This window comes from Planococcus chinensis (assembly GCF_042681545.1).
Classification (GTDB): Bacteria; Bacillota; Bacilli; order Bacillales_A; family Planococcaceae; genus Planococcus; species Planococcus chinensis.
The window spans coordinates 90,203-103,207 of sequence record NZ_JBHUFW010000008.1 but is presented as its reverse complement, the minus strand read 5'-3'; the positions used below and the strand labels follow the sequence as shown (position 1 = coordinate 103,207).

Genomic DNA, 13,005 nt, shown 5'->3' with positions numbered 1-13,005 from the left:
TTTTTTTAATTAGAATGTCAATGTAACGTCTGCGTCTTTAGCGAAATCAAGGAATGTTACCGCTCCGCCGACATCAATGCCGTCTACAAATGCTTCTTTTTCAAGTCCGTTCAAGTCCATAGTCATTTGGCAACCGATGAATTTCACGCCAAGTTCCTGTGCCATTTCCACAAGTTCCGGAATTGCCGGTACGTTCGCTTTTTCGAAGCCTTCTGCCAAGTCTTCCTTGCCTTCCGGCAATGCCAATTGACCGTATGCTTCTTTGTGGATCAGGTTCAACCCTTCAAATGTAAAGAAGATTGCCACTTCGTGGTCGCTTGCTGCTGCTGCAGTTGCTATATTGTACACTTTGTATGCGTCGAATAAAGATCCGTTTGATGCAATGATTGCTGTTTTTGCTGCCATTTTTAAATTCCTCCAATAATGTGTTTTATTTTTGGTTTATGCGTTGTCCTGTTCGATGTCGCCGTCCCATACGGACATGCCTTCATTTACGTTTTTCACGCGGTTGAAGCCTTTTTCAGCCAATTGCTTCGCTGCAAAATCGCTGCGGTTGCCTGTGCGGCAGATGACGAAAACTTCTTTTTCTGAATCCAGTTCGCCTGCACGCCCTTCAAGTTCCCCAAGCGGAATCGATACTGCGCCTTTTACATGGCCGAATGCATATTCTGCCGGTTCGCGGACGTCCAAGACGATGACATCGTCGCGCCCAAGCTGCTCCTGCAATTCGCTGTTCGTCACGGTGTGCGGGAATTTGGCTTCGTCTTTTTCTTCTGATGAGTCTGCTTTGCGCAAGTAATGCTTCAACACGTCGCCTTCTTCAGAAGTGCCAAGATACTGGTTTCCGCTGCTTTTTGCCCAGGCTTTCATATCTGCGAGCGATCCTTTGTCAGTCGCCTGCACTTCAATCACTTGCCCTGGCTCTAAATCTTTCATCGCTTTTTTCGTGCGCACGATTGGCATCGGGCATGCAAGCCCTTTAGCATCAAGAATTTGGTCTGTTTTAATCATCAAGATTCCTCCTAATTACCTCATGGGGTATATTAATCTTTAAAAAAATTTATTCGGTCGGGCCATCCCAGTCGAGCATGCCGCCATCCATGTTGATGACGTTATAGCCGCGGCTTTGGAGCAGCTGTGCCGCCATACCGCTCCGGTTGCCGGATCGGCAAACGAGGACATGCTCTTTGGACTTGTCGATGTCCTGAAGACGGAACTCCAGAAGGCTGAGCGGAATATTCACGGCTCCCGGAATCTTCCCGGCTCTCACTTCTTCTGTTTCCCGTACATCTATAATTGAAACTTTGTTATTGGCGTTCATGTATTTTTCCACTTCTTGCGTTGTCATGCGATTCATCGGTTTTCCTCCTCTGAATGGTGAATGGATTATGGACGGTAACTGCCCATGCCGCCTCTTACGTTGATCACTTTGTCGAAACCTTTTTTCTTCAAAAGAGCGGCTGCTTTGCTGCTTCTCATGCCGCTTTGGCAAATCACATAAGTTTCCTTGTTTGCATCAAGTTCGCCGATGCGCGCGGGCAATTCGTTTAGCGGGATGTTCTTGAATTCCTTGATCCGGTTCGCTTTGTACTCAGCCGGCGTCCGGACATCGATGAACTGCTTCCCTTTCCCTTTCAGTTCAGGTTTCAGTTCATCTGTCGAAATGGACTTGGTCCCTTTTGACGGAGTGAGGGCCCGGTAGCCGATAAAGACGATTACTGCACCGATTAAAATCATTACCCAAGTGTCCATACTACCCCTCTTTTCCATTTAGTTTAGAGTTGAACTAATGAATTTTATTTTTCGATATTCCGCGAAACAGCTACGTAAAACCGCTTGCTCCTTCGCGCTATGCGCTTCGTCGCAAAGACAGGGAACAAACGCCCTGTCTTTGCCGCGGGCAAGCCCGATGCCCAAAGCGACCGGAGCGAGTTTTATGCCATTTATTAATTGAACAGATATTTTTTAGATGAACAGATTCACGTTGCCGTCTTCAGCGCCAGCCAGGTAAGCTGCAACTCCGGCGTATGTTACGTCGTCGAGCAATTCTTCCTGTTTCAGTCCGAGAAGGTCCATCGTCATCGTGCAGGCCACCAAATCGATTTCCTGTTCCTGCGCCATCTCGATCAGCTGCGGCATTGTCATTGCGTTGTGCTTGTTGATGACTTGTTTGATCATTTTCGGCCCCATGCCGACCATGTTCATATTGGACAAGCCCATCTTGTCTGCGCCTCTTGGCATCATTTTCGCGAACTGCCGTTCAAGGAAGGTTTTCTTCACTGCCGGTGGATTGTCTTTACGCAATGCATTCAATCCCCAGAAAGTATGGAAGATGGTCACCTTGTGGTCATAAGCTGCTGCACCGTTTGCGATGATATATGCTGCCATCGCTTTGTCGTAATCCCCGCTGAATAAAATAATGTTTGTTGATTTTGTTTGTTCCACTATCTTGTTTCCTCCATCCAATATACCCTAAGGGGTATTTAAAAGTCAAAATAAAAAAATCACCGGCTTGAGCAACAAAGTTTTAATACCTACATGGGTATCCTAACATCCGAGATGACCTGCGTCAACCCGAAAGCTTAAATCGATTTCTTATCTTCTTTTTATCTACTTTTTACAAGAAGGCTTACTGCATCTTTAACCAATTTGTCGGTGCTTTCCCCGTTTTCAAGGCTTTCCCGTACACATTGCTCGAGGTTTTCGCTGACAATCACTCCGATCGTGCGGTCCACTGCGCTTCGTACAGCTGACAATTGAGTTACTACGTCACGGCAATCATCGTTTTTCTCGATCATGCGCAGTACACCTTTGAGCTGGCCTTCAATCCGCTTCAAGCGGTTCTGAACTTGTTTATCGTATTCCATTATGGTTTGCCTCCTTAATTCTTAACTTCATTACCCTTAGTATATACCCTTAAGGGTATAAAATCAACCCATTAGCTCAGCACAATAAATGGGCCATTTAGAGCGCCAGCTGCTTGCTGCAGCTGCGCGCCAAAGATGGCCCGTTTCATCAATCAAACCGCGCAATTATTCGGGCCTGTCTCCATTTCACTTGCCTTTTCCGGTTCCGGCTTGAGTTTCCCCATATTGGTCTGCTGGATTTCTTCATAGGCGTTCGGCTGTTCTTTCAGGCCCTCCGTCACCCGCTTGATAAAGCTGGCTTCGTCTTTGATCTGCAGCCCTTCATTCTTTTCATAGAGGACGCTTAATTTTTCCGAGACGCTGCCGTCTTCATTCATCTCGCCGGATTCTGCATAATGGGCCGGCAAGACGAGCAGGTCCCCGGCAAACTCTTTATAGCGCTTGTTCAATGTTTCATACAAATCGTCTGCCCAATCTTGCGCTTTCCCGGCCAGATCCGGGCGGCCGATCGATTCGACAAAAAGGATATCGCCTGTCAGAAGGTATTGATCATCGACAAGGAAGGTCGTACTGCCGATTGTATGTCCCGGCGAGTATATCGCTTCTATTACCGTTTTGCCGACCTCCAGCTTCAGCCCGTCCGTGGCTGCTTCAAAATCAATCACCACTTCGTCAGCATCCTCCGGCGGCAGATAATATGCAGCCCCCGAATCGTCAGCCAGCGCTTTGCCTCCTGAAATATGGTCAGCATGCAGATGGGTATCCAATACGTATTTAATGGTCAAGCCATTTTCCTGAGCAAACTTCTTATAGTTTTCAATCATGCGGTTCGCATCGATCACCGCAGCTTCGCCATCCGATTCGATCAAATAGGAAAGGCATCCTTTTCCGAGGCGGACAAATTGATAGATGGCTCCGCCTTCCACATCCCCGATTTTCACCGGTTCCAGCTGTTCACTCCAGGCAGCCATTCCGCCTTCAATGGAGTAGATGTTCTCAAATCCACTCTCTGTCAGATACTCCGCCGCTTGCTTCGACGTATTCCCTTTTGCACAAACCGTATACACCGGCCGGTCTTTCGGAAGATCCGCAAGCTCCGATGACCCGGAACTTTTCAGCTCTTTGAACGGAATGTTCAGAAGCTGCACATTGCTTCCTTCGATTTTCCAGTCCTTTGAAGCCTCAGTGTCACGGACATCCAAGATATATACTGGCTCCTGCTTGATCACCTGATCCGCAACGTCCTTTGGCGATATTGATTTTACCGTCATGTAGAATTCCTGCTAGCATTCAGTACCTTTACCGCACGGGGTATAGAACGGGTTAAAAAAAATCATTGGCGGTTAGACAGATTTATCGATGCACCCGATCAATCTTTCTTCAATGTCCACAGCAATTTCCTTGATCGAATCCTTCTGGACCATCTCAATCAATGCACTCGGTTTCGGCATTCCGATTTTTGTCGTACCGTCTTCCTCATAAACAACAATTTTACATGGAAGGAAATAGCCGACCAGCAAATCTTCGGACAAAACCCGGTTCGCTTCCTGCGGATTGCAGACTTCCAGTATCGTAAACGGTGTATCAAAGTCGGTGCCTTTTTCCTGAAGTTTCGCAGTTAGATCAAAATTCCATAGGACCCCGAACTTTTCTTCCTTCAGGTTCTCTTCAAGCGCACGGACAGCTTCCTCGCGGCTTTTCGTTGTTTCTACAGTGTAATTGAACATGTTGGTGCTCCTCTCTTTTTATAAACTCGGTCTTTGGTAAATTTCCCTCATTCATCCGAATAAAACATTTTTTCGCCAAATCGTATTTAGAACTTCCCGGCTAAAGTGAATAATAAAAAAGCGATTCCTCCCAGGAACGCAAGTTTTTGGGACGGTCATAACGCATTCCAAAAAGTTTTCATGTTCTGCCCCTTTCATCAACCGAATTTTGCGACGATGCCGTAATGCCTGTCGTTCAAGCGCACCACTTCCGGAACAAACCCGTTCTGCCCGAGCAGTTCCGCCATTTCTTGCGAAGAGATTTTGTGTTCCAGCGGCGGGCCGACGGCAGTCGCGACTTTCTCCCACTCAACGATCATCAAGGAACCGCCGGGCTTTAATATTCTTTTTGCTTCATTGATGGCTATTACCACATCCGGCACTTCATGGATGACGAATGCAGCCATTACCTTGTCCACCAATCCTTCACTCAGCGGGATGTTCTCCAAATCGCTGACAATGTACTCGACGTTCACAAGCCCTTCTTTTGCCGCCCGCTCTTTCAGCAGCGCCAGCATTTTCGTTTCGATGTCCACTGCATAGACCGGGCCATCCACTTTTTGGGCCATCGGAATGGTGAAATAGCCGTTCCCTGCGCCCAAGTCCGCTACGGCATCAGCCGAATTCAGCTTCAGATGCTGCAGCACAGCTTCTGTCGGCAAGAGTGTCCGGCGCTCTTCACTGAACAGCACTTCCGCTTTTCCTGGATCGAATTGTTTTCCGCTCATTGAATAATTCCTCCTTTCTTTTAAACCCCTCGGGGTATGTATGCCTATAAGACTATCGCTTCGGCTTCCGGGAAACAATCGATACGACTCGGCATCTCACCCGAAGCAAAAGAAAAGCGTCCGGGAACCTGCTTTCCCCCGGCCGCTACTTATTTTCAAGGCACCATAGGCAACCCCTTGTCCTCTGGTATTTATCCTTTATTCCGCATCGGCTCGAGAGCGTTCGTCCAGGCAACGACCTGATCGAGCATCGCTGTTACGGACTTTTCATGGACCTCCGCCGGCTTGAACTCCTTCATTTTGACAAAATCCGTGAACAGCGACATCGCCGGATGGGCGCGCACGGAAGCCACCTGCAGCTCTGCCAAGATGATGCGCAAGGATTCAGCTGCCCGGACCCCGCCTGCCGAGCCGTAGCTCACGATGCCGGCCGCTTTATTGTTCCACTCGATATACAAATAGTCGATGGCATTTTTCAGCGCTGACGTCACTCCTCTATTGTATTCAGGGCAAATAAAGACATAGCCATCCAGCTCGGCAACTTTCTTCGACCATGGAATCGCTTCCGGCGTCTGGTAGTCCTGGCTATAGGCAGCGGAAATCGGTTCGGCGTACATCGGCAGATTGAATTCCGCCAGATCCACGATTTCGTATTCCGCATCCCCGCGCTTGTCCGCTATGCCTTTGACCCATTCCGCCACCTGCGGGCTTTTGCGCCCCGGCCGTGTGCTTCCTGTAATAATGCCAATCTTCGTCATCGATATCGTCCTCCTCAATTTGTGATTGTCTATACCGGTGAACTTTCACTCCTTGATGCACTTTCATCATAAGAGAAATATCCCTCGATTTCAAATTAAATACCGAATATTCTTATAAATTAACAAAAAGAAGAATCTCATGCAGCACGGCCGAGAACTTTATCGGCCTTTTTAGCCTTGTCCTTCCGTTTTTTTCATTTTCAACGGAATGAAGAAATGGGAGGTGTTTTCCCACTGGAGTTCCTGCGCTAAAACAGCAAACGTGGAACGGAAAAATTCCTGTACGGCTTTGCCGGTGCCATTCGACGCAGCGGCGCTTTCCAGGTCCAAAAAGTACTCGCTGAGCGACTGGTCATAATAGGCCTGCGCGGGCTTCACCGAAGGGCCATTCAAGTCCTTGTAGATAAACGGGTAAGGCAGGACGAAAAAGGACGGCACATCCACATTGCCGTCGCCGAGCCAGAACCCGTATTCAATCATGGGTTCGTCAAACGCCGCTTTTTCGATTACTTTGTCTTCCGGGAACGGCTCCATTCTGCTTTTGATGAGGAGCATCGATACATCGAACGTTCCCCAGAAAAGGGCCGGCAACATTTTCCTACAGCGCAGCGGCGCGAGGAATTTCTGCTGTTCCTGAAGGGCAAAATGAAAAAGCCGCAGCCCTCTCATTGCCGCCGGCTGGTCGAATGCCAACGGTGTATGGTCTTCGTCCAGGCCCTTTTGATAAGCCATCTCCTGCGGCTTTGGGTTGATGGCGACGCCGATGCCGCGGGAAGTAAGCGATCCGAACACTTCATCATAGTAATCCTTGATGGATTTGGAAGCTGCCAATTGAAACGCTTCAACCTCCCCATCGGCGTGCACGAGGATCCGGCTGTTTCGGATATCCAGATCAAGCTGAAAGACATTCCCTTTCCAAAACAACAGTCCGGTAGAGAAGCCATCCGGGGTAACGGCGAGTGCCACATGCGCCCATTGCGGTTCCTGCTGTGCGGTTTCCAGTTTTATTTTCCCGAGAATCTGCGAGATCAAATGCAAGGTGAATTTGGTTTCTGCCCATTCCGAATGCCTGATCACGTCCATCTTCATCCATCCCCTCTTTTACAACGCCTTTTTACTGTCCGAATCCAGCGGTTTCCAGCATTACGATGACCAAGTCTTTCCTTTTCTTGCCTGTCCACTGAGTATTCGATATGCCGGCCCGAATTCCTTTTTACGAGCCTAATTTGTCAATAAAACTCAAAAAGCCCGCAGAGAAAGCGATGCTTTTCTCTGCGGGCTTTGGATCCTGAATTCATAGAGTGTTTACTTTGTTTAGCAGCCGGCCGGCGCTCCGACTATTACAAGGCCGGACTGCTCGCCTTGCGTCTCGAAATCCAGCGTCAGGCTTTCGGCAGCCTCTTTTGCATCCGGGGCAATCGCTGTGCGGATTCCGTTGACGTCCGCCACTTCATCCGCTGCTTCCGGTGCATCAAGCGACAAGCCGATCGACGGTCCGCAGCAGCCGGCTGTCGCATAGATGCGCAGGCTTTCGGCGTTATGCTCTTCGAGGATCGTTTGGATGTATTGTTTTGCTTCATCTGTGATTTTCATGGAATCTGTCTCTCCTTTTGGGTGAAAGTTTATTTTATTTTTGTGTCAGGCGTTCGGAAAAATCCGCTGCAGCGACTCTTTCATTTGCGGTTTTACGCTGATTTTAGGGCGCACGGCGGTTGCCTGGGCTTCCGCTTCCCCGATGCTTCCGGCTTTTCCCAGCGCTAGGAGTGTGCCGATGGCCACAGTGCCGGTGCGGTTGCTCCCTCCTGCACAATGGAAATAAACTTTCTTGCCATCGTTGTAGGCATCGACGACCTCTTCAATCGCTTTCTTGACCGATTCATCCTGATGTTCTTCGGAATCGTCAACAATCGGGCTGTGGATGCGTTCATATCCGTAATCGTCTTCGGCCGCTTCGGCGCGCAAATCGACTACTAGGTCAACCTGTTCCGTTTCGACTGCATCCTTGGCATCTGCTGCCCCGCCGATGAAAATGCGGTCTTTTACGAGTTCTTGATAGTTTTTGGTCATTTCGGTCCCGCCTTTTCTGATAATGTCTGGCTCCAGTCGATGATTTCCTGGCCTTCCAGGTAGCGCTCGGTATCCATCGCGGCCATGCAGCCGGACCCTGCCGCCGTAATCGCTTGGCGGTAGCGCTTGTCCTGCACATCGCCGCAGGCAAAGATGCCCGGGATGTTTGTTTCAGTAGTGCCAGGCACCACCTGGATATAGCCCGTTTCATCCGTCTCAATCTGTCCGTCCAGGAAAGCCGTATTCGGAGTATGGCCAATCGCCACGAAAATGCCGTCTGTTTCGATGATCTCTTCTTCCCCTGTTTCGCCGTTGCGTACTTTCAACCCGGTCACTTTCATGCCGTCGCTGACCACTTCAACCGGCATGCGGTTCAGTTTCCATGAAATCTTTTCGTTTTGGCGGGCCCGGTCCTGCATGATTTTGGAAGCCCGCAATTCGTTCCGGCGATGGACAATAACGACTTCTGTTGCAAACTTCGTCAGGAAGCTTGCTTCTTCCATCGCTGAATCCCCACCTCCCACAATGACGATTTTTTTGCCGCGGTAGAAAAAACCATCGCATGTTGCACACGTGCTGACACCGGTGCCGATGTTCTCGGCTTCGCCGGGAATCTGCAAAAGTTTGGCGGAAGCGCCGGTGGACAAGATAAGCGCTTCTGCCGCCACTTCACCTATGCCATTGACCTGCAAAAGGAATGGGCTTTGCGAAGTATCGACTGAAGTGACCCAGCCGCTTTTGAAAACCGCACCGAAGCGTTCAGCCTGCTTGCGCATATTGCCGATCAATTCCGGGCCTAGAATGCCGTCGGTGAAGCCGGGAAAGTTCTCGACTTCGGTCGTCAGCGTCAACTGGCCGCCCGGCTCGTTCCCTTCAATAATCAGTGGATTCATGTTCGCTCTTGCCAAGTAAATCGCTGCTGTGAGACCGGCAGGGCCGGTTCCCAGGATGACTACTTTATGCATGCTGCTCCCCTCCAACGGATTATAGGATGAATTCTTTCAACTGGGTATAGCCGATTTTTTCTTCCTGCAGCCATGGGATCACGGCGCATTTTGGAGCCAGTTCATCGTTAACTTTCTTGATCCATTTCTTCTCGGAATTCGCCCGGCCGCGTAATATCGGATCTGCCGTGTCCGTAGCGTACAGGCTTTGGTTAATGACCCACCATTCCGGTTCGATCTGGGCGCGCTTCAAGTCCTCCTGCAGCCGTGCCGCTTCGAGTACAGGCGTCGCTTCCGCCAGCGTCACAATGACCACAGCGGTTTCCTGCGGATTGCGCAGGCGCGGCAGGAGTTTTTTCACGCTTTCCGGCACGTCACCGGCCGAACGGCTCATCTCTTTATGGTAGGCTTCGGTCGAATCCAGCAGCAGCAGCGTATGGCCGGTCGGCGCCGTGTCAATTACGACAATCTCGTTCTCCGATTTCTCAACCACCGCTGCAAACGCTTGGAACAGGGCGATTTCTTCCGTACACGGCGATTCCAGGTCTTCCTGGAGATAGGCCAGCTCTTCTTCGCTCAGCCCATTCCCGGCATTGGCAAGAACGGTTTGTTTGTACCGTGCGACTTCGATTTGGGGATTGATGCTGCTGATGGACAAATTATCGCGCGCCTCGCTTCCTGCAAACGTATAGGCCAGATGCGCAGCCGGATCCGTCGTAGTCAAATGGACACGATGCCCTTTTTCGGACAAGCCCACCGCAATGGCTGAGGCAATCGAGGTTTTGCCGACGCCGCCTTTGCCCATTGTGAAGATGACCCGCATATTCTTTTCAGAGAAATCTTCAATCACTTGATTCAACCCCGGAAGGGCCAATGCTTCTTCGCTGGCATCTTCCACTTCGAAATTCGTCATGGCGTACGAGCTGAACAGGTGGCGCAAGTTCTCCACGCCAGTCAGAGAATAGGAAACAAACGGCAGCGCAAACGTCATGACCTGTTTCAAGGCTTCTGGCGTTTCTTGCAGCGCTTGCCGCTGGCGGCTGTAGAATGCGGCCGATACCGCATCTTCCGGCTGGTGCGTCTGCAGCAGTCCGTTCACAATCAGCAATTGGTTGCGGATGCCGATTTCTTTCAATTCGGCCGAAGCGCGCTCCGCTTCAAGCAATGACGAATTGTCGGGGCGCGCAATCAGCAGCAGCGCCGTCTTTTCCCGGTCGGAAAGGGAGGCGACCGCTTTTGCGTACATCTCTTTTTTCCCTTCCAAGCCTGAGAGCGGCCCGAGGCAAGAAGCGCCGTGCGTGCTTTCTTCCAGGAATCCGCTCCATGCCGTCGGCAGCTGCAGCAGCCGCAGCGTGTGGCCGGTCGGTGCCGTATCAAACAAAACATGATCGAATTGCTCTAAGATGGTTTCATCCGCCAGCAAATGCGAGAATTCATCAAAGGCGGCAATTTCTACCGTACAGGCGCCGGACAACTGCTCTTCCATGGTGGCCAAGACCGCCTCCGGCAGTTTGCCGCGGTACGGGCCAACCACGTTTTCCTTGTAAGCCCGCGCCGATTCTTCGGGATCGATGTTGCATGCTGAAAGATTGGCAACGCTTGGAATAGCCATCGGCTCGTTCGTCAAGCCGACTTCCAGCACATCCTGCAGGTTGGAGGCCGGGTCAGTGCTGACCAGCAGCACTTTTTTTCCTTGATCAGCCAAAGCGACCGCCGTGGCACAAGCCGTCGAAGTCTTCCCGACTCCGCCTTTGCCGGTGAAGAACAGAAACGGTGTCAGGGGCATCTTTTTCGGATTGAACAATGAATACATATGGGTCTCTCCTTTAGTTGCCAAAATTGACGGACACACGTACCCGCGGTTTTTCCTGCAATTCGGCCGGCGTTGTTCCGAACCATTCCGCCAGCTCTTCATTTGTCGGATACTCCGCCATCTTCACGATTTCTCCATCGACCAGGACCACAGGAAGCGCTTCCGGCCCCTTTTCTGCCAACGCTTGGTGGACGGTCCCGTTTTCGACAAACGCCCCCGGGTCATTGGTCAGGTTATAGCGCGTGATCGTGAAGCCTTTCTTTTCAAGCGAATAAACAGCAGAAGCAATGCGGGTCAACTCCGGGTCTACAACGGGTCCGCAGACGCCAGTAGAGCAGCACATCGCCGGATCAAAGATTTCTACTTTTTTCATGATAAATTCTCCTCCATTACAATAGTAGAATATAAGAATGTTCATTTGAGAAAAAAAGCCGCGATACCAGATCACGGCTCTTTTATTACTTGCCTGTTTCTGCGAACTGGCGGATGCGTGCACCGATTTCATCGCGGACGTTCTGGAAGACGGACCACTTTTCCTCTTCCGTGCCTTGCGCTTTCGCCGGGTCTGTAAAGCCCCAGTGGTCGCGCTTGACGTGAGGCGGCGTCATCGGGCATTTGTCCGCTGCGTCGCCGCAAAGGGTTACGACAAAGTCCGCATTGTTCAAGATGCCGGTGTCGATGACATCCGATGTCTGGTTGGAGATGTCGATGCCCACTTCGTTCATCGCTTTGACCGCGTTCGGGTTCAACCCATGTGCTTCAATGCCGGCACTCAGCACTTGCCACTCGTCTCCAAGAATTTCTTTCCCCCAGCCTTCCGCCATCTGGCTGCGGCATGAGTTGCCTGTGCATAGGAAATACAATGTTTTTTTCGTCATAATCTAAAACTCCTTTTCCGGTTCGATTGATCGTTTGTATAGTTAAAAATGCGCTGTATTGAAACCCTTACGAGCCGCAGCTGATCCGCAGGCCCTGCTTCTCAAGCTCGCGGATCCGCTCGTCCTGGTTCGGGATGAATTCCAGGATATGCAGCACCATTTCATACATATCGCTGTTTTTGTTCAAGGAATAGAAAATCCACTGGCCCTTCCGGTTTTCCTTCACCAGCCCGACATCGCGCAGTTTCCGCAAATGCTGGCTGATCGCTGACTGGGTGATGCCGAAGATTTCCACAAACTCGCAGACACAGCACTCATTTTTCTCAAGCAGCTTCATCATCGCTAACCGGGTTTTGTCCCCCAGCAATTTCAGGACGATGCTGGCTTTTTCAATTTCGATTTCCTTCGTTTTCACTTCCATCTCTTTTTTACCTCGCTTTCATCCATATGGGTTTTGCATTTATTGAAAGACGCTTTTAGTGTTTTTGGATATAACAACAGCATATCAGCATATGCTTATATGTTCAAGCAGCGTTCTGCTTAAATCCTTCAAGTGAAAAGTGGCTTTCCCGCTTTTACCCTTGCGAAGCCTCCAGCAAGAGGGGCGCGCCTGGGGAATGCGCTGCTCGCCACCGTTCCGCCTAACCCGCGTCGTTTGCGACATACCCGGTTGTATGGTATGTTGGGGATTGTAATAAACTTTGGATTCTTCGAGACTTTTCTTAGTCAATTTCCAGTCACGGAAAAGAGGGATTCGCATGAAATTGGAAAGCATTGAAACTCTTTTAACAACTGTTTGTGAATACAACACGGTGAGGATCACCCAGGTTTTTACTCGGGGTCCCATTGACTGGATCAGTGTCCGGTGCATCCCATCAACATCTACTTTAGAACTCACTTATTTGCAGGAGCAAAAAATAGAACTTCACGACTCGGTGAAGGAAGCTGCGGAAACCATCCTGCGGCAAATCCAGCCCGCTATTCCCAATAAAACAATAGAAGGGAAAAGCCAAGCTCTTCCCTTCTGATTTATTGCCGATATTCATTTTGCTGCTCCATTGTATGCCGCTTTTTGAAATAAAATTCTTATACAACTGAACGTGTTTTAAGGTTAAGACTTACAGCATCAGTGGATTCTTCCTGACTTTACTTAGTCAATTTCCAGTCAAGGGAAGGAGGAATCT

The 13,005-nt window shown here is 50.1% G+C and carries 19 protein-coding genes; 1 reads left to right on the top strand and 18 read right to left on the bottom strand.

Translation table 11 applies throughout. The annotated features are described in order from the left end of the window. Positions 1 to 9: 9 nt before the first annotated feature. The 18 genes from ACFSDB_RS11475 to ACFSDB_RS11390 all read right to left on the bottom strand — a co-directional run bounded on the left by ACFSDB_RS11475 (position 10) and on the right by ACFSDB_RS11390 (position 12,242). Complete coding sequence (locus tag ACFSDB_RS11475) at positions 10 to 405, bottom strand: DsrE/DsrF/DrsH-like family protein (protein ID WP_204893224.1); 396 nt, start codon at positions 403 to 405, stop codon at positions 10 to 12. Between the two features lie 36 nt (positions 406 to 441). Then, positions 442 to 1,011, bottom strand: coding sequence for a sulfurtransferase TusA family protein (locus tag ACFSDB_RS11470; protein WP_204893223.1), 570 nt, complete (start codon positions 1,009 to 1,011; stop codon positions 442 to 444). 49 nt (positions 1,012 to 1,060) lie between these two features. Then, the gene (locus ACFSDB_RS11465; RefSeq protein ID WP_204893222.1) at positions 1,061 to 1,357 is read right to left on the bottom strand and encodes a rhodanese-like domain-containing protein; all 297 of its coding nucleotides are present in this window, start codon (positions 1,355 to 1,357) and stop codon (positions 1,061 to 1,063) included. Positions 1,358 to 1,386: 29 nt separating this feature from the next. Further along, on the bottom strand, positions 1,387 to 1,752 hold the full coding sequence (locus ACFSDB_RS11460; protein ID WP_204893221.1) for a rhodanese-like domain-containing protein: 366 nt from the start codon (positions 1,750 to 1,752) through the stop codon (positions 1,387 to 1,389). A 213-nt stretch (positions 1,753 to 1,965) separates the two neighbouring features. Then, on the bottom strand, positions 1,966 to 2,448 hold the full coding sequence (locus tag ACFSDB_RS11455; RefSeq protein WP_204893282.1) for a DsrE/DsrF/DrsH-like family protein: 483 nt from the start codon (positions 2,446 to 2,448) through the stop codon (positions 1,966 to 1,968). A 158-nt stretch (positions 2,449 to 2,606) separates the two neighbouring features. Then, on the bottom strand, positions 2,607 to 2,867 hold the full coding sequence (locus tag ACFSDB_RS11450; RefSeq protein WP_204893220.1) for a metal-sensitive transcriptional regulator: 261 nt from the start codon (positions 2,865 to 2,867) through the stop codon (positions 2,607 to 2,609). 152 nt (positions 2,868 to 3,019) lie between these two features. Further along, positions 3,020 to 4,138 (bottom strand): MBL fold metallo-hydrolase, encoded by a 1,119-nt coding sequence (locus ACFSDB_RS11445; RefSeq protein ID WP_204893219.1) that lies wholly within the window; start codon positions 4,136 to 4,138, stop codon positions 3,020 to 3,022. 72 nt (positions 4,139 to 4,210) lie between these two features. Next, positions 4,211 to 4,594, bottom strand: a complete 384-nt coding sequence (locus ACFSDB_RS11440; RefSeq protein ID WP_204893218.1) for a DUF302 domain-containing protein — start codon at positions 4,592 to 4,594, stop codon at positions 4,211 to 4,213. Positions 4,595 to 4,791: 197 nt separating this feature from the next. Then, on the bottom strand, positions 4,792 to 5,361 hold the full coding sequence (locus tag ACFSDB_RS11435) for a class I SAM-dependent methyltransferase (protein ID WP_204893217.1): 570 nt from the start codon (positions 5,359 to 5,361) through the stop codon (positions 4,792 to 4,794). Positions 5,362 to 5,552: 191 nt separating this feature from the next. Next, positions 5,553 to 6,119 (bottom strand): NADPH-dependent FMN reductase, encoded by a 567-nt coding sequence (locus tag ACFSDB_RS11430; protein WP_204893216.1) that lies wholly within the window; start codon positions 6,117 to 6,119, stop codon positions 5,553 to 5,555. Positions 6,120 to 6,290: 171 nt separating this feature from the next. Then, on the bottom strand, positions 6,291 to 7,208 hold the full coding sequence (locus ACFSDB_RS11425) for a DUF5996 family protein (protein WP_204893215.1): 918 nt from the start codon (positions 7,206 to 7,208) through the stop codon (positions 6,291 to 6,293). A 225-nt stretch (positions 7,209 to 7,433) separates the two neighbouring features. Next, positions 7,434 to 7,712 (bottom strand): iron-sulfur cluster biosynthesis family protein, encoded by a 279-nt coding sequence (locus ACFSDB_RS11420; protein WP_204893214.1) that lies wholly within the window; start codon positions 7,710 to 7,712, stop codon positions 7,434 to 7,436. A gap of 45 nt (positions 7,713 to 7,757) precedes the next feature. Next, positions 7,758 to 8,186 carry a protein-tyrosine phosphatase family protein gene (locus tag ACFSDB_RS11415; RefSeq protein ID WP_204893213.1) on the bottom strand — a complete coding sequence of 143 codons (429 nt, stop codon included), beginning with the start codon at positions 8,184 to 8,186 and terminating at the stop codon, positions 7,758 to 7,760. Beyond that, complete coding sequence (trxB, locus tag ACFSDB_RS11410; RefSeq protein ID WP_204893212.1) at positions 8,183 to 9,151, bottom strand: thioredoxin-disulfide reductase; 969 nt, start codon at positions 9,149 to 9,151, stop codon at positions 8,183 to 8,185. The genes ACFSDB_RS11415 and trxB overlap by 4 nt, the downstream gene beginning before the upstream one ends. A 19-nt stretch (positions 9,152 to 9,170) precedes the next feature. Further along, a complete protein-coding gene (gene arsA / locus ACFSDB_RS11405; protein ID WP_204893211.1) occupies positions 9,171 to 10,943 on the bottom strand; it encodes an arsenical pump-driving ATPase in 1,773 nt (590 codons plus the stop codon). Positions 10,944 to 10,956: 13 nt separating this feature from the next. After that, positions 10,957 to 11,316 (bottom strand): arsenite efflux transporter metallochaperone ArsD, encoded by a 360-nt coding sequence (gene arsD, locus ACFSDB_RS11400; RefSeq protein ID WP_204893210.1) that lies wholly within the window; start codon positions 11,314 to 11,316, stop codon positions 10,957 to 10,959. An 85-nt stretch (positions 11,317 to 11,401) separates the two neighbouring features. Continuing rightward, a complete protein-coding gene (gene arsC / locus ACFSDB_RS11395; protein WP_204893209.1) occupies positions 11,402 to 11,821 on the bottom strand; it encodes an arsenate reductase (thioredoxin) in 420 nt (139 codons plus the stop codon). Positions 11,822 to 11,888: 67 nt separating this feature from the next. After that, the gene (locus tag ACFSDB_RS11390; protein ID WP_204893208.1) at positions 11,889 to 12,242 is read right to left on the bottom strand and encodes an ArsR/SmtB family transcription factor; all 354 of its coding nucleotides are present in this window, start codon (positions 12,240 to 12,242) and stop codon (positions 11,889 to 11,891) included. A 337-nt stretch (positions 12,243 to 12,579) separates the two neighbouring features. Here ACFSDB_RS11390 and ACFSDB_RS11385 point away from each other — a divergent pair, with 337 nt between their 5' ends. Further along, positions 12,580 to 12,849, top strand: coding sequence for a hypothetical protein (locus ACFSDB_RS11385; protein WP_204893207.1), 270 nt, complete (start codon positions 12,580 to 12,582; stop codon positions 12,847 to 12,849). The last annotated feature ends 156 nt before the right edge of the window (positions 12,850 to 13,005 follow it).